This is a genomic window from Flavobacterium procerum, assembly GCF_042431625.1.
Taxonomy (GTDB): Bacteria; Bacteroidota; Bacteroidia; order Flavobacteriales; family Flavobacteriaceae; genus Flavobacterium; species Flavobacterium procerum.
Map to the genome: position 1 here is coordinate 662,705 of NZ_JBHLYW010000010.1, position 17,983 is coordinate 680,687.

Genomic DNA, 17,983 nt, shown 5'->3' on the forward strand with positions numbered 1-17,983 from the left:
AATTATAGATTAAAAAATTACTTTGATAGACGATGAATAGAAGAGTTGTAATTACTGGAATGGGAATTTATTCTTGTATCGGAACTTCTTTAGATGAAGTAAAAGAATCTTTATACCAAGGAAAATCTGGTATTCAGTTTGATTCTGAACGAAAAGAATTTGGTTTTCAATCGGCCTTGACGGGAATAGTTCCGAAAGCTGATTTAAAAAATTTACTGACTCGCAGACAACGCATGAGCATTGGCGAAGAGACCGAATATGCTTATATGGCAACAATCGAAGCTTTGAAAAGCGCCAATATCGACGATGCTTTTTTTGATGAAAGAGAAGTTGGAATTATGTATGGAAACGATAGCGTTTCTAAAGCCGTTATTGAAGCTACTGATATTGTACGCGATAAAAAAGATACTGCCCTAATTGGTTCTGGAGCAATTTTTAAATCGATGAATTCTACGGTAACGATGAATCTTTCGACGATTTTTAAACTTCGAGGCATTAATTTAACCGTAAGTGCGGCTTGTGCGAGCGGCTCTCATTCTATTGGATTGGCTTATTATTTAATCAAAAGCGGTTTTCAGGACATTATAATTACTGGAGGTGCTCAGGAAATTAACAAATATGCCATGAGCAGTTTTGATGGTTTAGGCGTTTTTTCAAATAGAGAAATCGACCCAGAAAAAGCCTCAAGACCTTTTGATTCAGACCGTGACGGACTTATTCCGAGTGGTGGTGGTGCGACTTTAATTCTAGAAAGTTATGAATCTGCTATCGCACGTGGCGCCAATATTATCGCAGAAGTTGTCGGTTATGGATTCTCTTCAAACGGAGGCCATATTTCTACTCCAAATGTAGAAGGACCATCGACAGCCATGAAACGTGCTCTTGATGATGCGCAACTACAAGCTTCAGATATTGAATATATAAATGCTCATGCAACCTCGACACCAGTCGGTGATGCTAACGAAGCAAAAGCAATTTATGAAGTTTTTGGTGAGAAAAACCCTCCAGTAAGTTCGACAAAATCGATGACAGGGCATGAATGTTGGATGGCTGGTGCCAGCGAAATAATCTATTCTATACTGATGATGCAGCACGATTTTATTGCGCCGAACATCAATTTAGAAAATCCTGATGAAGACGCTAAAAAATTAAATTTAGTTAAAACTACGTTAAACAAAAAATTTGACATATTTTTGTCCAATTCTTTCGGGTTCGGAGGAACCAACTCTGCGTTGGTGGTTAAAAAGTTTAAATTGAGCAATGAATAAAGAAGAGATTATAGCAAAAATTAACGGTTTTTTGGTTGATGAATTTGAAGTAGACAATGATGACATTGAACCAAATGCCAATTTAAAGGATACATTAGGATTAGACAGTTTAGATTATGTTGATCTTGTGGTGTCTATCGAAGCTAACTTTGGTGTAAAACTGGTTGAAGCTGATTTTGTCGGGATTGCTACTTTTCAGAATTTCTACGACCTTATCGAAGCTAAACTAAAAGCTAAAGCTGTTTAATGAGTCAATGGGATGGCAAATCTAAAGGTACAGTTTTAGGTTATAAAATATTCGTTTTTTTAATTCAAAAAGCGGGTGTAAAAGCTGCTTATGTCTTACTTTATTTTGTTGCTTCTTATTACTTTTTATTTTTAAGAAAAAGTAATAGAGCTATCTTTTACTATTTTAAAGAAAGACTTCAGTTTTCCTATTTCAAATCCAAAAAAATGGTTTTCAAAAGTTATTACACTTTTGGGCAAACCCTTATTGATAAAATTTCGATTTCGGCAGGAATGCGTAATAAGTTTACTTACGAATTTGACGGAATCGAAACTTTAAAAAAACTGCTTGCCGAAAAAAAAGGTGGTGTCTTAATCAGTGCGCATGTTGGTAATTTTGAAATTGCAGAACACTTTTTTGGCGAAATCGACCTTGATTTCCAAATCAATCTTGTTACTACAGATTTAGAACATTCGGCAATAAAAGATTATCTGGAAACTGTTTCTCAGAAACCTGCTGTTAAGTTTATTATTATAAGAGAAGACTTATCGCATATTTTTGAAATTAATGCCGCACTCGCCAATAACGAGTTAATCTGTTTTACAGGAGACCGTTATTTTGAAGGCACAAAATCACTGACAGAAAATCTGCTGGGTCAAGAAGCCAATTTTCCCGCTGGGCCGTTTTTAATTGCTTCACGATTAAAAGCCCCTGTAGTTTTTGTTTATGTAATGAAAGAAGCAAACTTACACTATCATTTGTATGCAAGAGAAGCTGTTGTAAAACACCGCGACGAAAAAGCACTTTTAAAAGAATACGTAAAAAGCGTAGAAAGCATTTTAGAAAAATATCCGCTGCAATGGTTCAATTATTTCGATTTTTGGAACCAAATCAAGAAATAATGCTCTTTTTTTGAAAGAATTAACTTGTTTAAAAAAAAAATTATTCCCCTTTTGCTGAATTTTTCCCTATAAAATAGAAGAAAAAACTTGTAAAAAGTAATATAAATTGTTAAAAATACGCTTTTAAAAGGGAAAAATGACAATCTGTAAAAGAAGAAAAATCCTTTTAAATAAATTTAACTATTTTTGCGCTTCCACCAAAGCTATGACAACCTAAATGAAAAATGTTCTCGTAATTTATTATTCTCAATCCGGACAATTGGAATCGATTGCACAAAATGTGTCGAAGCCATTTCTGGAGTCTGAAGACATAAAGCTGACCTTTTACGAAATTCAGCTGGAGAAGCCTTTTCCTTTTCCATGGAATAAGGATTCGTTTTTTGATGCCTTTCCGGAATCTTTTTTACAGATTCCGACAGCGCTGAAACCGGTTCCAGATGAAATTTTAAATACAAAATTCGACTTAGTATTGTTTCACTATCAGGTCTGGTATCTTTCGCCTTCCATACCGATAAATTCATTCCTGAAAAGCGACGATGCCAAAAAGATTTTAAACGGAACACCAGTTATCACAATTAGCGGTTCCAGAAACATGTGGATTATGGCTCAGGAAAAAATAAAAGTCCTGTTGAAAGAAGCTAACGCAGATTTGGTTGGAAATATTGCCTTGGTTGACCGCGTCGGAAATTTAATCAGTGTAATAACAATTGTAGAATGGATGTTTTCTGGCGTCAAGAAAAAATATCTCGGAATTTTTCCTTTACCAGGAGTTTCTGAAAAAGATATTAGGGAGTCAGATCAGTTCGGAAAAATTATGGCAGATGCATTTCATAAGAATAATCTAGCCAATTTACAGCCAAAATTGGTTGCCGCAGGAGGAGTAAAGATCAGTTCGTATTTAGTAACTGTTGATAAAACGGCCAATAAAATTTTCAATAAATGGTCAAATATCATTTATAAAAATCAAAAAAACCGAAAAAAGCTTTTAAAAGTATTTAATGTTTATTTATTCCTTGCGATTTGGTTAATCTCACCAATAGTGTATATATTGCACCTGATTACCTACCCACTTAAGTTAACGAAAATAAAAAAGGAAACTCAGTATTATCAAGGAGTTTAGAAGACGAAATTTAAATTATGTTTGACGTATACATTACAAAGGCTGCAAAATATCTGCCGAATGAAGCTGTTTCAAATGATGAAATGGAATCCTATTTAGGTCTAATCAACGACACTGCTTCAAAAGCAAGACGTATTATTTTGCGCAACAACAAAATTACAAGCCGTTATTATGCTGTTGATAAAAATGGGAAAAGCACGCACAATAACGCAGAGTTAACTCGCAACGCTATTGTACAACTTTTTGATGAGGACTTTACGCCTCAGGATTTAGAAGTTCTTTCATGCGGAACTTCAACTCCTGATATCTTCCTTCCATCACATGCTGCTATGGTTCACGGATTATTGCAAAACAAATCGGTTGAGCTTAATTCATCAACAGGTGTTTGCTGTGCAGGAATGAATTCTTTAAAATTCGGTTTCCTTTCTGTGCGTTCTGGTAATTCAGCAAATGCAGTTTGCACAGGGTCAGAAAAAGTTTCTACTTGGCTTATTGCACAAAAGTACAAGACTGAAGTTGAAAACTTGAAAAACTTAGAAGAACAGCCAATTATTGCGTTCAAAAAAGACTTTTTAAGATGGATGCTTTCTGATGGAGCGGGCGCCCTTTTATTGGAAAACAAACCAAAAGGTTCGATTTCTCTAAAAATAGAATGGATGGAAGCTTTTTCGTATGCTTACGAATTAGAAACTTGCATGTATGCAGGAGGTGACAAATTAGAAAACGGCGATATTAAACCTTGGAGCGAATACGAGCCAGAAGAATTATTGACCGAATCGGTTTTTGCTATCAAACAAGATGTTAAATTACTTGATGAATTTATCCTGACAAAAGGTGCAGAAAGCATGAAAGATGCCATGGATAAAAACAACATCAAATCTGAAGATATTAATTATTTTATTCCTCACGTTTCTTCTAACTTCTTTGTAGAAGGTTTGAAAAAAGGACTTGTGGAAAAAGGCATTGGAATGAGTGATGAGAAATGGTTTATGAATCTTTCAAGAGTAGGAAATGTTGGTTCTGCCTCTATTTACCTTGCTTTGGAAGAATTGATGAACTCAGGGAAATTGAAGAAGGGCGAGCACATTCTTTTATCTGTTCCTGAAAGTGGGAGATTCTCATTCGCATATGCTTACTTAACTGTATGCTAAAATGGAAACATTAACTCTTTTAGAAAAAAAGACTGTCGAAGATCTAATACCACAAAAGTTTCCTTTTGTAATGGTAGACACCATGTATACGTATTCTGAAACTTCACTGATTTCAGGATTAACAGTACAAAGTGATAATATTTTCGTAAAAAACGATATTTTTCTGGAAGCAGGTTTAATAGAACATATGGCGCAGTCTGTAGCGCTGCATACCGGATATCAGTTTTCTTTAAAAAATGAAGTTTCCCCAACTGGATATATCGGATCTATTAAAGAAATTGCAATTACAAGACTTCCGGAGCTTAACGATTCGATTCAGTCAGAAGTTACTATTCTACAGGAATTTGCCGGAATTACTTTGGTAAACATCGTTACGACATTAAATAATGAAGAAATAGCCCGCGGACAAATGAAAACCGTTTTGGCCAAATAAAAATAAATTTATGGAAACAACTTCTACCGTTGACATACAAAATTATCTACCTCACCGAGCACCACTGCTTATGGTCGATTTAATTTTGAATATTGATGCCACATCGGTAGAAACGGTTTTTCTAATAAAAGAAGACAATGTTTTTGTAGACAACAATCTTTTTATTGAAGCGGGATTAATTGAAAATACAGCACAAACCTGCTCGGCTATTGTCGGAAAAAAATATTTTCTTGATGAGAACGGAGAAGAAAATGAAAACGTAAATGTAATCGGATTTATCAGTGCTCTAAAAACGGTAAAAATACATGCACTGCCAAAAGTTGGTGATAGCATTTTAACCAAAGCCTCTTTGGTTTCAAAGTTTCCAACAGAAGATTATACTTTATGCACCATGAGCTGCAAAAGCTTTTTGGAAGACCAGATTCTCTTAGAATGCGAAATTAATTTGTTTATTCAAAAGACAATTCCAGCTTAATGAATTTTAAACAAATCGTTTTTTATTAACTAATCGGAATTTTGATTCAGTTTAATTATTTGTAAAGAAAAAGAGAAATTTGGCATTTACAAATCTCAGGTTTTTAATAATTAGTTTATGCGCGGCGGTAGCCTTTATATTTCTGGTAATTTAAATTAGCACTATGGAAAAAGAAAATGTACCACAGGATAAAAGCAATTTAACAAAAAACAATGTAAAGGAGCTTTTGTATGCAACCGATGAAAACGGAGAATATACCACAACCTTAAGTACGGGCTGGGAGCCTAAAACAATTGCGCTTTCAAATTCAATCGACGAAATCAACGAACGCATTGCCGACGCAAAACAACAGGTTTTAGACGGCGAAGCAAGTCCGATTATCTATTTTATGGAACTTAACAAAATGGATTTGAACATTTTGTCAAGTTATGTAGGTTTGTGGAAATGGCGCATAAAAAGACATTTTAAACCAAGTGTCTTTGCTAAACTAAATGATAAAACTTTAAAAAAATACGCTGATACTTTTACGATTTCTGTAGAAGAATTAAAAAACAGCATTACCAAATAATGGAGTTACCTTTTACACATCATCAATCTGCGCACTGCGAAAATGGAGTAGCTTCAAATCTGCTTAAAAGCAACGGACTTAACATCAGCGAACCGATGGTTTTTGGTATTGGTTCAGGTCTTTTTTTCGTATATCTTCCTTTTTTAAAAGTCAATCATGCACCAGCTATTAGTTACAGAACGCTGCCTGGACAGATTTTTAATAAAGTCGCTACACGTTTAAATCTAAAAATAAAAAGACAAAAATTTTCTTCTGAAAGCGCAGCAAATAAAGCTTTAGACGAAAACCTAAAAAATAATATTCTAACAGGATTACAAGTTGGTGTTTACCATTTAAGCTATTTTCCTGATGAATATCGTTTTCATTTCAATGCTCACAATTTAGTTGTTTACGGAAAAACTGAAACGCATTATTTGGTAAGCGATCCAGTAATGGAAACTGTGACTACTTTGACACATGATGAAATGAACAAAGTTCGTTTTGCCAAAGGGGCGTTTGCTCCAAGAGGGCAAATGTATTACCCAATTTACATTCCAGAAAATATCGATTTAAAAAGCGCCATCATTAAAGGAATCAAAAACACCTGTCGCGATATGCTGGCACCATTGCCTCTTATCGGTGTAGGCGGAATTAAATACGTTTCGAAACGTATTAGAAAATGGCCGTCAAAATACGGAACAAAAAAAGCCAATCATTATTTGGCACAAATGGTTCGTATGCAGGAAGAAATCGGTACAGGTGGCGGAGGTTTTCGTTTTATTTATGCCGCATTCCTACAGGAAGCTTCGGTAGTTTTAGGAAACGAAGAACTAAAAGAACTTTCTAAAGAAATGACAAAAATTGGCGACTCATGGCGTGATTTTGCTGTTGAAGCTTCGCGTATTTACAAAAACAGAAGTGTAAAAGAAGATGCCTACAACACTATTGCCGATGAACTTTTGGACATTGCCAACAGAGAAGAAATCTTTTTTAAAAAATTAAAAAAAGCAATCAGCTAAAAATATTTTGCAGCCTATAATACAAATACAATCCCTTTCGAAAAAGTACAAAAATGCAGAAATGTATTCTTTGAACAATGTTTCGCTTGACATAAATGAAGGACAAGTTTTTGGTCTGCTAGGACCAAACGGCGCCGGAAAAACAACTCTGATTTCTATGCTTTGCGGTTTGGTTAAACCGACAGCAGGAAATTTTACTATTGATGGATTAAATTACACCAGCCATTCATCAAAAATTAAAAAAATAATTGGTGTTGTTCCTCAAGAATATGCACTTTATCCGACCTTGACAGCCAGAGAAAATCTTCATTATTTTGGAAGTATGTACGGCTTAAAAGGTTCTGATTTAAAAGATAAAGTAATTGAAGCTCTGGATCGTTTAGGGCTTTTGAAATTTGCAGATAAAGCCGTTGAAACTTTTTCTGGCGGAATGAAACGTCGCGTTAATTTGATTGCGGGAATTCTGCACAATCCGAAAGTTTTATTTTTAGATGAACCAACCGTTGGTGTTGATGTTCATTCTAAAAACGCTATCATGGAGTACCTAAAAATGCTCAACCAAAACGGAACCACAATTATTTACACTTCCCACCATTTGGCAGAAGCAGAAGATTTCTGTACTAATATTGCCATTTTAGACCAAGGCCAGATTTATGCCAAAGGAACTCCAACATCTTTAATTAATGATACAGCAGAAGCTCGAAATCTTGAAGATGTTTTTATTTCATTAACCGGTAAAGCGTTGAGAGATGGTATATAAAATTTGGATGTCGGTTGTAAAAGAGTTTCTTCTTTTAAAGAGAGATTTGGGCGGATTGATTATTCTGTTTGTTATGCCGTTAGTTTTGGTTATTACGGTAACCTTAATTCAGGACAGCACTTTTAAAACAGTAACCGATTCTAAAATTTCTATTTTATTGGTTGATAATGATAAAGGAACTGTTTCTAAAACCGTTTTTGAAAATTTAGAAAAAAGCAATCTCTTTACCGTTGTAACGCAGATTGACGACAAAAATATTACCGAAGATATTGCTAGAGAAAATGTCTACAAAGGCAAATTTCAGCTAGCAATAGTAATTCCGGAAAACTTAAGTTCTGATTTGCAAGCCAAAGTAGACCAAAATGTCGAAAAAATTGTAAGCAGTTTAGGTTTAGCCGACAGCACTGCAACGAAAGAATCGCAGCGAGAAATTAAAGAAAAAGAAGTAAAACTGTATTTTGATCCTGCGGTTCAGATGAGTTTTAAAAATGCTGTCATGAGTTCAATCGACAAAATGATTTCACAAATTGAAACCAAATCGATTTATAGCACTTTTGAAAAACAATTAGGTGAAGGAAGTACCGATTTTGAACAAAAGAGTTTTATTACTTTCAAAGAAATAATTCCAAAAATCAATAATAAAGAAGTACGTCCAAACTCTGTACAGCACAATGTTCCGGCTTGGACGCTTTTTGCGATATTTTTTATCGTAATTCCGTTGTCTATCAATATCGTAAAAGAAAAATCACAAGGGACTTTTGTTCGTTTAAGAACCAATCCGGTTTCTAATCTGGTTGTAATTATAGGAAAAACGATTACATACACCATTATCTGTATGATTCAGTTTTACATGATGGTGGCTGTTGCGGTATTTTTATTTCCGTCCATCGGACTTCCTTCTTTAAACATTGAAGGGCATTTGGTAATGATGAGTATTGTAGCATTATTTTCTGGTTTTGCCGCAATTGGTTACGGAATTTTACTTGGCACTGTTGCGAGTACTCAAGAGCAATCGGCACCATTTGGAGCAACGAGCGTAATCATCCTCGCTGCTATTGGCGGTGTTTGGGTTCCCGTTTTTGCCATGCCAAAAATCATGCAGTACATCGCTAAATCATCGCCTATGAACTGGGCACTTGAAGCTTTTTACGATGTTTTGTTAAGAAGTGTTTCATTTGTCGAAATACTTCCAAAAATAGGACTCCTGTTTTTGTTTTTCATTATCACAACCTACATTGCATTATTCTATGACAAAAAGAAAAGAACAGTATAAAGAAGCCTCTGGACTAACTGTTTCACACGAAATCAGAATTCGTTTTAACGAAACTGATCCACTTGGAATTGTATGGCACGGCAATTATATAACTTATTTTGAAGATGGACGTGAAGCTTTTGGACGCGAGCATGGATTGACTTATTTAGATATTGCTAAAACTGGCTACACAACGCCAATCGTAAAATCGAGCTGCGAACATAAATTATCTTTACGCTACGGAGATGTGGTAACAATCGAAACAACCGTTGTTGATACACCCGCAGCCAAAATGATTTATCGTTTTAAAATCATTGACGAAAAAGGAGAAATTGCCTGCACAGGAGAAACAACTCAGGTTTTTTTAGATAAAGACGGAAATTTAATGCTGACCAATCCTCCATTTTATGAAGAATGGAAACGAAAAGTTGGATTGTTGAAATAATGTTTTTTAGCTACAAATTACACCCATTTTCACAAATTTAAAAAACATGATAGACATAAATATATTATCCAATTTATTGACTTCAGCATTTGTTGTGGGTATTGCAACACATTTTATTCAAAAACGAATTGATAATCGTTTTAATAAAATAGAAGAGTTTCAAAAGACATTAATAACAATAAGAAAAGAACGATATGATACTTTACTAAAAACTTTACAAGAAGTATGGGAAAAGATTATTGAAACTGAATATTATATACGTCATGATATTCCTGAACAGTTTAAAGAAGCTCAAAGAAGTCAACAAACTCATTTATATTTTGATTCAACACCATTAAAAGATGCATTTATTTTTATTGAAAAACGAAGTATTTTATTGCATGAATCGTTAAGCGATGAAACTTCTACTTTTTTTATCAATCATTTTCAAAAGACATTTAATGGGTTTATCACAATTCTAAATAAAATACCAAGTGGGCAAGTAACGCTTGACGAAGTAAATGAATTCATACCAAATTCATTAGGTGAGCAATATAAAAATGACCTGATTACCTTGAAAAAAAAATACGAAGAACAATCTAGAAAAATACTTTATGAAGATAAAGCAATTTAACAATCAATTAAAATATTAGTTTTCAAGAGACACAAATTTATATATTCGAAAAAATAATACTAAATGACAAGAGAAGTATTTATAAATGAAACGAATTGTATCACTCCTATAGGTTTTGATGTCGAATCAAATGTAGAAGCGATTCTTCGTGGCGATTCTGGTATTCAGATTCATAATGACATTTCTTTGATGCCAAATCCGTTTTATGCTTCTATCATTTCTGATGAAAAAATAAACAGTGCTTTTTCAAAAATCAGTGCTGAAACCAAATATTCTCGTTTAGAAAAAATGATGATTCTGGCTTTAGAGCCGATTATCAGAAATTCAGGAGTAGATTTGAACTCAAAAACTGCCTTTTTACTTTCTACCACAAAAGGAAATGTAACAGCTTTAAAAGACAATTCCGAACAAAGTTTCAACAACGCGCATTTGGATGTTTTAGCAAAAAACATTTCCGATTTCTTCGGATTTCAAACACAACCAATCGTGGTTTCAAATGCTTGCGTTTCAGGAATTTTAGCAGTTTCAATAGCCAAAAGAATGATTCAGTCAGGTCTTTACGACAATGTTTTTGTTGCTGCTGGCGACGAAGTTTCAGAATTTGTTTTGTCTGGTTTTAATGCTTTTCAGGCCATGAGCGAATTGCCTTGCAAACCGTATTCTAAAAACAGAACTGGTGTAAGTTTAGGCGAAGCAACGGCGGCTGTTTTAGTTTCGGCGGAAGCCAAAAATGCAAAAATAAAAGTAATCGGTGATAGTTCAATCAACGATGCCAACCATATTTCGGGACCCTCGAGAACGGGTGAAGGTTTGTTTTTAAGTATTCAAAATGCTTTGAAAGAAGCCCAAATTGACGGACAAAAATTAGATTATATTTCAGCACACGGAACCGCAACACCTTTCAATGATGAAATGGAAGCGATTGCTCTAAATCGTCTGGATTTGCAAAATGTTCCAATTAATAGTTTAAAAGGATTTTACGGTCATACTTTAGGCGCTTCAGGATTATTGGAAACGGTAATTGCGATTGAATCTGCCAATCAAAATACACTTTTTGAATCAAAAGGTTTTGATGAAATCGGTGTAACTGAAAATATAAATGTAATTGAGAAAAACGAAGAAAAGAACATTGATTATTTCCTAAAAACAGCTTCTGGATTTGGAGGTTGTAATACGGCTGTGGTTTTTGAGAAAGTGAAGTAAAATACAGATTACACGAATTATCACGAATGAATTTGTGTAATTTTTAAACTTGAAATAATTTGTACTAATTTTTGAAATTCGTGTTTAAATTATAAAAATGACTCAAAATAAAACCTACATACAATCCTATATCAAAATCGAAAACAACGAAATTGTTCTCGACGGAAATTCTGTTTTCAAAATCGAACCAACCGATTTTGGCGATTTCTCAAAACAAGCGTATCGACATTTTGAAATGCAGTATCCAAAATTTTTCAAAATGGATGCTTTGAGCAAATTGGCTTTTCTTGGTTCAGAACTGCTTTTAAGTCCAATAACATCAGAAGAAAAAGAAAATAATATTGCTTTGGTTTTGGCTAATAAATCGTCAAGTTTAGATACCGACGTCAAACATCAGGAGTCTATTTCAGACAAAGAAAACTATTTTCCGAGCCCAGCAGTCTTTGTTTACACACTGCCAAATATCTGTTTAGGAGAAATAAGTATTCGTCATCAGCTGAAAAGTGAAAATTCTTTCTTTATATTTGACACCTTTAATACCGAATTTATGTCGAATTATTCTAGTATTCTGCTGAATACGAATAAAGCAGATACGGTTTTATGCGGATGGGTAGAATTTTTTAATGACAATTATAAAGCGTTTCTTTGCACTCTCGGTACAGAAGAAAAAACAGAATATAAAAACGAAACAATCAATACATTATACAATAAATAATCATGGAAGCATTAAAAGCAGAATTAAAAAACAAAATCATTACTACTTTAAACCTTGAAGATATCGCAGTTGAAGATATTGCAGATAACGATCCATTGTTTGGAGACGGTTTAGGTTTGGACTCGATTGATGCACTTGAATTGATCGTGATTTTAGATAAAGATTACGGAATTAAATTAGTTGATCCGAAAGAAGGAAAATCTATTTTCCAATCTATCGAAACTATGGCTGCTTATATTGAGGCTAATAGAACTAAATAGTTTCCATTCCATCAACTTTGTCAAAGTTTGAAACTTTGACAAAGTTCAAATCTAAAATCTAAAATCATAAATCTAAAATTAGATGAAAGGTGTTGCCATAACCGGAATGGGAATTATTTCTGCGATTGGAAATTCAGTCGAAGAAAATTACATTTCGTTAATCGAAAATAAAATCGGTGTCTCTGAAATTCAAAATATTTCAACCATTCACGCGAATGTTATTAAAGTAGGTGAAATCAAAAAAACCAACGAAGAACTTATCGCTGAATTGCAATTAAATGACAGTAATAATTTTTCTAGAACTGCAATGATTGGTACTTTGGCAGCAAAACAAGCTGTACAAAATGCCGGGATTACCTCTATAAACGAATTCAGAACCGGACTAATATCTGCAACCAGCGTTGGAGGTATGGACATGACTGAAAAACATTATTACGATTATTTCGAAAAACTGGAACTGGTAAAATATATTACCTGCCATGATGGTGGAGATGTTTCAGAAAAAATTGCCGAAGAATTAGGCTTAAAAGGCTTGGTTACTACAATTAGTACCGCTTGTTCTTCTGCCGCAAATTCTATCATGTTGGGTGCGAGATTAATCAAAACTGGAAAACTGGATCGCGTAATTGTAGGAGGTACAGATGCTTTGGCTAAATTTACCATCAACGGATTTAAGACTTTGATGATTTTATCTGACGATTACAACAAACCTTTTGACAATAACAGAAAAGGATTAAATCTTGGTGAAGCTGCAGCTTATCTGGTTTTAGAATCGGATGAAGTGGTGGCAAAACAAAACAAAAAAGTTTTGGCAAGAGTTTCTGGATATGGAAATGCCAACGATGCTTTTCATCAGACCGCTTCTTCAGAAAACGGAGACGGCGCTTTTCTTGCTATGCAAAAAGCTTTTGAAGTTTCGGGTTTAAAACCTTCTCAAATAGATTATATCAACGTACACGGAACGGCCACTCCAAATAATGATTTATCTGAAGGACGTGCCATTAACCGCATTTACGGGGAAGAAAAAGTTCCTGATTTTAGTTCGACAAAACCTTTTACTGGCCATACTTTGGCTGCCGCAGCGGCGATTGAAGCTGTTTACAGTGTTTTGGCGATACAAAATAATGTGGTGTATCCAAATCTAAATTTTGAAACTCAAATGGAAGAATTTGATTTGAAACCACAAACTACCTTAAAAAATACAACTATCGAACACGTTTTATCCAATTCTTTTGGTTTTGGAGGAAATTGCTCAACCCTTATATTTTCAAAAAGCTAATGACAAAAAAAACATATATAAATGGAGTAGGCTGTATTTCAACTCAAAAAACATTTGATACTGTTTTTTTAGAAGAAGCTGTTGTTAATCATGATGAAAATGTATTTGCAATTGTGCCCCCTGCCTATAAAGAATACATTTCGCCTGCCGCAAGCCGACGAATGGCAAAAGGTGTAAAAAATGGTATTGTTGCTTCGGCTCTAGCCATGAAAGATGCCAATCTAGAAATAGTTGACGCTATCATAACCGGAACTGGCTTAGGTTGTATAGAAGATTCTGAAAAATTCCTCAAAGGCATTCTAGACAATAATGAAGAATTCTTAACCCCCACTTCTTTTATTCAATCTACGCACAATACTGTTGGAGCGCAGATTGCTCTTTTACAACAGTGCAAAGGTTATAATTTTACTTACGTAAATGGTGCTGTTTCTTTTGAATCGGCTCTTTTGGATGCTAAAATGCAGATTGAAGAAAACGAAGCAAACTCTATTTTAGTTGGCGGCGTTGACGAAAACGGAGATTATACTACTGCCCTTTTCAAACTAAACGGACGTATTAAACAAGATAATAATGCTCCTTACGATGTTTTAAATTCTGAAACAAGCGGTGCTGTTTATGGTGAAGGCGCTAGTTTTTTTGTTTTAGAAAACGAAAGAAAAGAAAACACATACGCAGAACTTCTAGACGTTTATTTAATCAACACACTGGAAGAAAATGAAGTTGAGTCTGCTATGAAATCTTTCTTAAAATCAAATAATCTTGAAGTTTCAGATGTCGATGCTGTTGTTTTAGGTTTTGACGGAAATATTACTTTCGAAAATTATTATCGAAATCTTGCCGAAAATGCTTTTGCACAGACAACTGTTTTATATTACAAACATTTGAGCGGCGAATTTGATACAGCTTCGGCTTTTGCTTTTTGGATGGCTTCTAAAATTTTGAAAAACCAGGAAATTCCAGAAATCGTAAAAGTAAATTCGGTTACAAAATCTGTTTATAAAACCGTTTTATTATACAATCAGCTGAACGGAAAAAATCATAGTTTTACGCTGCTTCGAAATGATAACGCATAAAAACATATCGATATTTTTTATCTTTATTTTACTGATACTGAATATTCTGAATTTTTATGTAACCGTAAATTTTCTGTGGTTTTTAGGAATCGTTTTAATCTGGATTGGAATAAATGCAGTCGGATCTTCGATAATTTCTTCTAATTATCACGTAAAAGCCTATTGCAATAATCCGTTAGAAATACAAAAAAAAATCGCCATTACTTTTGATGATGGTCCGAGTCTGTATACTTTGGAGGTTTTAGAACTTTTAAAAAAATACAATGCCAAAGCTACTTTTTTCTGCATTGGAAAAAATATTGAAGCGCATCCGGAAATTGTTCAAAAAGTCATAGCCGAAGGACATTTGGTTGGAAATCATTCCTATTCGCATTCTAAATTTTTTGATTTTTACAATGAAAACAAAATAAAGGAAGAACTTGTAAAAACCGATTTGCTGCTTGAGAAATTCACTTCCAGTAAAATAAATTTTTTTCGTCCGCCTTATGGAGTTACGACTCCTTCTATCAGACGGGCTTTGCAAAAAACTGGACATAAGGTTATTGGCTGGAATATTCGTTCGCTTGACGGCGGTACTCAAAATCAGGAATTGATTTTCAAAAGAATAATTAAACGCGTTTCTCCCGGAGGAATTGTACTTTTGCACGATACGGCATCACATTCGGTTTTGGTATTGGAACAATTTTTGCAATTTTTGCAGCAACATAATTATGAAGTGATTTCAATCGAAGAACTTTTGAATCTTAAAGCATATGCGAACTAAAATATTTCTACTTTTATCAATATTTACTATTTTCAATTTAACTGCACAAGAACAAAAAATGACTGTGGCAGAAATTGCACAATTTAAAGAAGACGTAAATGTTGTGGCAAAAAAAATCAAAACCTTGAGTACCGATTTTGTGCAGTACAAACATTTGGATTTTCTGGCTAAAGACATCGAAACTTCTGGAAAAATGGTTTTTAAAGAACCAGCTCTTCTACAATGGCAGTATAAAAAACCTTATAATTACAGCATTACTTTTAAAAACGGAAAAATCCTGATTAATGATGAAGGAAAGAAAAGCGCTGTAGATATTGGAAACAGTAAAATCTTTTCACGAATTAATAAGCTAATCATCGGAAGCGTAAGCGGTAACATGTTTGACGATAAAGAATTTACGATTTCGTATTTTAAACTGAAAGGGCAAAATCTGGCAAAATTTATTCCGAAAGATGCTGCGCTTAAAAAATACATCAAACAGATTGAGCTTACTTTTGATAAAGAAGAAGCAACCGTGGTTCAGGTAAAACTTCTCGAATCATCTGAAGATTATACTCGAATTGTACTTAAAAATAAAGTAGTCAATGCAAAAATCGACGATTCAGTTTTTACTAATTAATTGCTTTCTGGCAATTATTTTAATTTCTTGTGGCTCGGTCACAAAAAATTATACTCCTAAAAAATTAGACAAAACGTCTTATACAGTTCCCTATTTTGCTGACTCGAAAACAGACTATGTCTACAAAGCCAACATCAGCGTTTACGGAAATGAATTGTCGGGAATTTTTATTGCCAAGAAAATAAACGACACCACGCACCGAATTGTTTTTACAACAGAATTCGGCAATAAGTTAATGGATTTTGAAATTTCGGAAACCGATTTTAAAGTCAATTCTATCGTTTCAGAATTAGACAGAAAAATGCTTATCAATACTTTAAAAGAAGATTTTCGTCTGCTTTTAAAAAAGGAATATGAAATTCAGCAACAATTTGAAAATGAATCGGCTGACATTTACAAATCGGCAGATGGAAGTCGCGATAATTATATTTTCTTATCTAAAAAAGACCAAAAATTAGAGAAGATTGTTCATTCATCCAAAACAAAAGAAAAATTTACACTGCTTTTCAATTCAGAAAACAATATTTTTGCTGAGAAAATCGAAATTTTACATCAAAATATCAAGCTTAAAATCGAGCTGAACTATTTTAAATCAGAATAGAATTTAAACTAATCATAAACTTTAAATCAAATCAAAATGAGAAAATTTATTGTAATTGTATTTGTTTTTATCGGTTTTGTAAAATCGCACGCGCAGGTTACCGTGAGCCCAGGGCTTAAGGGAGGTTTAAATATTTCGAGCTTTAGCAATTTTGAATCCAGTGATCCCAAAACTGATTTTTATGCAGGAGGATTAATTGCAATCAGATTTAATAGATATTTTACTTTACAGCCTGAGGTTCTTTATTCCAGACAAGGTGCCGAAGTTCGAGAATACGGTGTGGGAGGATTTGGATATCGCAATTTAAAATACGAATTAAATTATGTGTCGATTGGAGCAGTCGCTAAATATCATTTTGGCGGAAAAGGTTTTCATATATTAGCCGGACCTTCTTTAGACATCAAAACAGATGATAATTTTCCGGATTATGAATACAATCCTGCAAGCGTAGATTTTAGCATAACAGCTGGTGTAGGATATTCACTTCCAAATGGTTTAACCTTTGAAGCCAGATTTAAACAAGGCTTTATAGATATTTATAATTACAACGGATTAGATGACGATTATTACTATGAAGACGTTATTCTAAACAATGTTTTTCAGATTGGAATCAGTTATACATTTAAAGTAAAATAAAACAATGACGAAAAAAAAAATCGCCCTTTTGACATTTGCATTTTTTGCAATCCTAAATGTTGCACAATCACAAGTAACATTTAAACCGGGAGTAAGAGCCGGATTAAGTTTATCTACTATTGGTTTTCACGGAGACTTTAAACCAGATTTTTATGTCGGTGCCTTAGGAGAAATTAATTTAACCAAACGTTATACACTGCAACCTGAAATTAATTACAGCAGACAGGGAGCCAACAACCTGGAGACAACAGAGTATTACTATGACGGAGGAAATTATCTTGGACGAACTGGTTATCGCGATCTTAGTATCGATTATTTATCTGTTGGAATAATCAATAAATTTAATTTTAAAACAGGATTTCAAGTACAATTTGGTCCAACTTTAGATTTTATTGTGAAAAATAATCTTCCTTACTCTGACTCTGATGTCGATTTTGGTTTTATGACTGGTCTTGGTTACAAACTACCATCTGGTATAACAATCGAAGGTCGATTTAAGGCAAATATATTAGACAATTTCGGAAGCTATAACGATGGTTTTTATTTTGAAGAAAACAACTACAGCCCAAGTTTTGCTTTTCAAATAGGAGTTTCTTACGTTTTCGGAAAAAAATAAAAAATAA

23 protein-coding genes are annotated in these 17,983 nt (G+C 33.9%); all 23 read left to right on the forward strand.

The features are described from left to right. The first annotated feature begins 32 nt into the window (after nucleotides 1-32). The 23 genes from ACFFLS_RS17275 to ACFFLS_RS17385 all read left to right on the forward strand — a co-directional run bounded on the left by ACFFLS_RS17275 (nucleotide 33) and on the right by ACFFLS_RS17385 (nucleotide 17,976). The gene (locus ACFFLS_RS17275; protein ID WP_379684267.1) at nucleotides 33-1,268 is read left to right on the forward strand and encodes a beta-ketoacyl-[acyl-carrier-protein] synthase family protein; all 1,236 of its coding nucleotides are present in this window, start codon (nucleotides 33-35) and stop codon (nucleotides 1,266-1,268) included. After that, on the forward strand, nucleotides 1,261-1,515 hold the full coding sequence (locus ACFFLS_RS17280; RefSeq protein ID WP_379684266.1) for an acyl carrier protein: 255 nt from the start codon (nucleotides 1,261-1,263) through the stop codon (nucleotides 1,513-1,515). Before ACFFLS_RS17275 ends, ACFFLS_RS17280 begins: the two co-directional genes overlap by 8 nt. Beyond that, entirely contained in the window at nucleotides 1,515-2,396 is an 882-nt protein-coding gene (locus ACFFLS_RS17285) for a lysophospholipid acyltransferase family protein (RefSeq protein ID WP_379684265.1), read from the forward strand. Before ACFFLS_RS17280 ends, ACFFLS_RS17285 begins: the two co-directional genes overlap by 1 nt. Before the next feature lie 217 nt (nucleotides 2,397-2,613). Next, nucleotides 2,614-3,516 carry an NADPH-dependent FMN reductase family protein gene (locus ACFFLS_RS17290; protein WP_379684264.1) on the forward strand — a complete coding sequence of 301 codons (903 nt, stop codon included), beginning with the start codon at nucleotides 2,614-2,616 and terminating at the stop codon, nucleotides 3,514-3,516. A 17-nt stretch (nucleotides 3,517-3,533) separates the two neighbouring features. Beyond that, the gene (gene darB / locus ACFFLS_RS17295) at nucleotides 3,534-4,667 is read left to right on the forward strand and encodes a dialkylresorcinol biosynthesis protein DarB (protein WP_379684263.1); all 1,134 of its coding nucleotides are present in this window, start codon (nucleotides 3,534-3,536) and stop codon (nucleotides 4,665-4,667) included. 1 nt (nucleotide 4,668) lies between these two features. Next, nucleotides 4,669-5,100: a hotdog family protein gene (locus ACFFLS_RS17300; protein ID WP_379684262.1), complete on the forward strand. Its 432-nt coding sequence runs from the start codon at nucleotides 4,669-4,671 to the stop codon at nucleotides 5,098-5,100. A gap of 10 nt (nucleotides 5,101-5,110) precedes the next feature. Next, nucleotides 5,111-5,575, forward strand: coding sequence for a hotdog family protein (locus tag ACFFLS_RS17305; RefSeq protein WP_379684261.1), 465 nt, complete (start codon nucleotides 5,111-5,113; stop codon nucleotides 5,573-5,575). Nucleotides 5,576-5,738: 163 nt separating this feature from the next. Beyond that, on the forward strand, nucleotides 5,739-6,143 hold the full coding sequence (gene DarG / locus ACFFLS_RS17310) for a flexirubin biosynthesis protein DarG (RefSeq protein WP_379684260.1): 405 nt from the start codon (nucleotides 5,739-5,741) through the stop codon (nucleotides 6,141-6,143). Next, on the forward strand, nucleotides 6,143-7,141 hold the full coding sequence (gene darH / locus ACFFLS_RS17315) for a BtrH-related acyltransferase DarH (protein WP_379684259.1): 999 nt from the start codon (nucleotides 6,143-6,145) through the stop codon (nucleotides 7,139-7,141). The genes DarG and darH overlap by 1 nt, the downstream gene beginning before the upstream one ends. Nucleotides 7,142-7,202: 61 nt before the next feature. After that, a complete protein-coding gene (locus tag ACFFLS_RS17320) occupies nucleotides 7,203-7,901 on the forward strand; it encodes an ABC transporter ATP-binding protein (protein WP_379684258.1) in 699 nt (232 codons plus the stop codon). After that, entirely contained in the window at nucleotides 7,891-9,174 is a 1,284-nt protein-coding gene (locus tag ACFFLS_RS17325) for an ABC transporter permease (RefSeq protein WP_379684257.1), read from the forward strand. Before ACFFLS_RS17320 ends, ACFFLS_RS17325 begins: the two co-directional genes overlap by 11 nt. Further along, nucleotides 9,149-9,598, forward strand: coding sequence for an acyl-CoA thioesterase (locus ACFFLS_RS17330; protein WP_379684256.1), 450 nt, complete (start codon nucleotides 9,149-9,151; stop codon nucleotides 9,596-9,598). The genes ACFFLS_RS17325 and ACFFLS_RS17330 overlap by 26 nt, the downstream gene beginning before the upstream one ends. Nucleotides 9,599-9,644: 46 nt before the next feature. Then, nucleotides 9,645-10,211, forward strand: coding sequence for a hypothetical protein (locus ACFFLS_RS17335; RefSeq protein WP_379684255.1), 567 nt, complete (start codon nucleotides 9,645-9,647; stop codon nucleotides 10,209-10,211). 63 nt (nucleotides 10,212-10,274) lie between these two features. Continuing rightward, nucleotides 10,275-11,414 carry a beta-ketoacyl synthase N-terminal-like domain-containing protein gene (locus tag ACFFLS_RS17340; protein ID WP_379684254.1) on the forward strand — a complete coding sequence of 380 codons (1,140 nt, stop codon included), beginning with the start codon at nucleotides 10,275-10,277 and terminating at the stop codon, nucleotides 11,412-11,414. A gap of 97 nt (nucleotides 11,415-11,511) precedes the next feature. Further along, a complete protein-coding gene (locus ACFFLS_RS17345; protein WP_379684253.1) occupies nucleotides 11,512-12,129 on the forward strand; it encodes a 3-oxoacyl-ACP synthase in 618 nt (205 codons plus the stop codon). 2 nt (nucleotides 12,130-12,131) lie between these two features. Further along, the gene (locus ACFFLS_RS17350) at nucleotides 12,132-12,389 is read left to right on the forward strand and encodes a phosphopantetheine-binding protein (protein ID WP_379684252.1); all 258 of its coding nucleotides are present in this window, start codon (nucleotides 12,132-12,134) and stop codon (nucleotides 12,387-12,389) included. A gap of 82 nt (nucleotides 12,390-12,471) precedes the next feature. Further along, nucleotides 12,472-13,668: a beta-ketoacyl-[acyl-carrier-protein] synthase family protein gene (locus ACFFLS_RS17355; protein ID WP_379684251.1), complete on the forward strand. Its 1,197-nt coding sequence runs from the start codon at nucleotides 12,472-12,474 to the stop codon at nucleotides 13,666-13,668. Beyond that, the gene (locus ACFFLS_RS17360; RefSeq protein ID WP_379684250.1) at nucleotides 13,668-14,741 is read left to right on the forward strand and encodes a beta-ketoacyl synthase N-terminal-like domain-containing protein; all 1,074 of its coding nucleotides are present in this window, start codon (nucleotides 13,668-13,670) and stop codon (nucleotides 14,739-14,741) included. Before ACFFLS_RS17355 ends, ACFFLS_RS17360 begins: the two co-directional genes overlap by 1 nt. Then, the gene (locus ACFFLS_RS17365; protein ID WP_379684249.1) at nucleotides 14,728-15,504 is read left to right on the forward strand and encodes a polysaccharide deacetylase family protein; all 777 of its coding nucleotides are present in this window, start codon (nucleotides 14,728-14,730) and stop codon (nucleotides 15,502-15,504) included. The genes ACFFLS_RS17360 and ACFFLS_RS17365 overlap by 14 nt, the downstream gene beginning before the upstream one ends. Next, on the forward strand, nucleotides 15,494-16,123 hold the full coding sequence (gene lolA2 / locus ACFFLS_RS17370) for a flexirubin biosynthesis/transport protein LolA2 (RefSeq protein ID WP_379684248.1): 630 nt from the start codon (nucleotides 15,494-15,496) through the stop codon (nucleotides 16,121-16,123). The genes ACFFLS_RS17365 and lolA2 overlap by 11 nt, the downstream gene beginning before the upstream one ends. Beyond that, nucleotides 16,089-16,724 (forward strand): flexirubin biosynthesis protein LolB2, encoded by a 636-nt coding sequence (gene lolB2, locus ACFFLS_RS17375; RefSeq protein WP_379684247.1) that lies wholly within the window; start codon nucleotides 16,089-16,091, stop codon nucleotides 16,722-16,724. The genes lolA2 and lolB2 overlap by 35 nt, the downstream gene beginning before the upstream one ends. Nucleotides 16,725-16,760: 36 nt before the next feature. Next, nucleotides 16,761-17,360 (forward strand): porin family protein, encoded by a 600-nt coding sequence (locus ACFFLS_RS17380; protein WP_379684246.1) that lies wholly within the window; start codon nucleotides 16,761-16,763, stop codon nucleotides 17,358-17,360. Between the two features lie 4 nt (nucleotides 17,361-17,364). Beyond that, nucleotides 17,365-17,976 (forward strand): outer membrane beta-barrel protein, encoded by a 612-nt coding sequence (locus ACFFLS_RS17385; RefSeq protein ID WP_379684245.1) that lies wholly within the window; start codon nucleotides 17,365-17,367, stop codon nucleotides 17,974-17,976. The last annotated feature ends 7 nt before the right edge of the window (nucleotides 17,977-17,983 follow it).

What these genes read in the sequence shown, in the direction of transcription:
- lolB2 (WP_379684247.1), top strand. Translation starts at nt 16,089, where the DNA reads ATGCAAAAATCGACGATTCAGTTTTTACTAATTAATTGCTTTCTGGCA.
- lolA2 (WP_379684248.1), top strand. Translation starts at nt 15,494, where the DNA reads ATGCGAACTAAAATATTTCTACTTTTATCAATATTTACTATTTTCAAT.
- ACFFLS_RS17335 (WP_379684255.1), top strand. Translation starts at nt 9,645, where the DNA reads ATGATAGACATAAATATATTATCCAATTTATTGACTTCAGCATTTGTT.
- darB (WP_379684263.1), top strand. Translation starts at nt 3,534, where the DNA reads ATGTTTGACGTATACATTACAAAGGCTGCAAAATATCTGCCGAATGAA.
- ACFFLS_RS17340 (WP_379684254.1), top strand. Translation starts at nt 10,275, where the DNA reads ATGACAAGAGAAGTATTTATAAATGAAACGAATTGTATCACTCCTATA.
- ACFFLS_RS17285 (WP_379684265.1), top strand. Translation starts at nt 1,515, where the DNA reads ATGAGTCAATGGGATGGCAAATCTAAAGGTACAGTTTTAGGTTATAAA.
- ACFFLS_RS17365 (WP_379684249.1), top strand. Translation starts at nt 14,728, where the DNA reads ATGATAACGCATAAAAACATATCGATATTTTTTATCTTTATTTTACTG.
- ACFFLS_RS17360 (WP_379684250.1), top strand. Translation starts at nt 13,668, where the DNA reads ATGACAAAAAAAACATATATAAATGGAGTAGGCTGTATTTCAACTCAA.
- ACFFLS_RS17275 (WP_379684267.1), top strand. Translation starts at nt 33, where the DNA reads ATGAATAGAAGAGTTGTAATTACTGGAATGGGAATTTATTCTTGTATC.
- darH (WP_379684259.1), top strand. Translation starts at nt 6,143, where the DNA reads ATGGAGTTACCTTTTACACATCATCAATCTGCGCACTGCGAAAATGGA.
- ACFFLS_RS17385 (WP_379684245.1), top strand. Translation starts at nt 17,365, where the DNA reads ATGACGAAAAAAAAAATCGCCCTTTTGACATTTGCATTTTTTGCAATC.
- ACFFLS_RS17345 (WP_379684253.1), top strand. Translation starts at nt 11,512, where the DNA reads ATGACTCAAAATAAAACCTACATACAATCCTATATCAAAATCGAAAAC.
- ACFFLS_RS17300 (WP_379684262.1), top strand. Translation starts at nt 4,669, where the DNA reads ATGGAAACATTAACTCTTTTAGAAAAAAAGACTGTCGAAGATCTAATA.
- DarG (WP_379684260.1), top strand. Translation starts at nt 5,739, where the DNA reads ATGGAAAAAGAAAATGTACCACAGGATAAAAGCAATTTAACAAAAAAC.
- ACFFLS_RS17380 (WP_379684246.1), top strand. Translation starts at nt 16,761, where the DNA reads ATGAGAAAATTTATTGTAATTGTATTTGTTTTTATCGGTTTTGTAAAA.
- ACFFLS_RS17320 (WP_379684258.1), top strand. Translation starts at nt 7,203, where the DNA reads ATGTATTCTTTGAACAATGTTTCGCTTGACATAAATGAAGGACAAGTT.
- ACFFLS_RS17325 (WP_379684257.1), top strand. Translation starts at nt 7,891, where the DNA reads ATGGTATATAAAATTTGGATGTCGGTTGTAAAAGAGTTTCTTCTTTTA.
- ACFFLS_RS17305 (WP_379684261.1), top strand. Translation starts at nt 5,111, where the DNA reads ATGGAAACAACTTCTACCGTTGACATACAAAATTATCTACCTCACCGA.
- ACFFLS_RS17350 (WP_379684252.1), top strand. Translation starts at nt 12,132, where the DNA reads ATGGAAGCATTAAAAGCAGAATTAAAAAACAAAATCATTACTACTTTA.
- ACFFLS_RS17355 (WP_379684251.1), top strand. Translation starts at nt 12,472, where the DNA reads ATGAAAGGTGTTGCCATAACCGGAATGGGAATTATTTCTGCGATTGGA.
- ACFFLS_RS17290 (WP_379684264.1), top strand. Translation starts at nt 2,614, where the DNA reads ATGAAAAATGTTCTCGTAATTTATTATTCTCAATCCGGACAATTGGAA.
- ACFFLS_RS17330 (WP_379684256.1), top strand. Translation starts at nt 9,149, where the DNA reads ATGACAAAAAGAAAAGAACAGTATAAAGAAGCCTCTGGACTAACTGTT.
- ACFFLS_RS17280 (WP_379684266.1), top strand. Translation starts at nt 1,261, where the DNA reads ATGAATAAAGAAGAGATTATAGCAAAAATTAACGGTTTTTTGGTTGAT.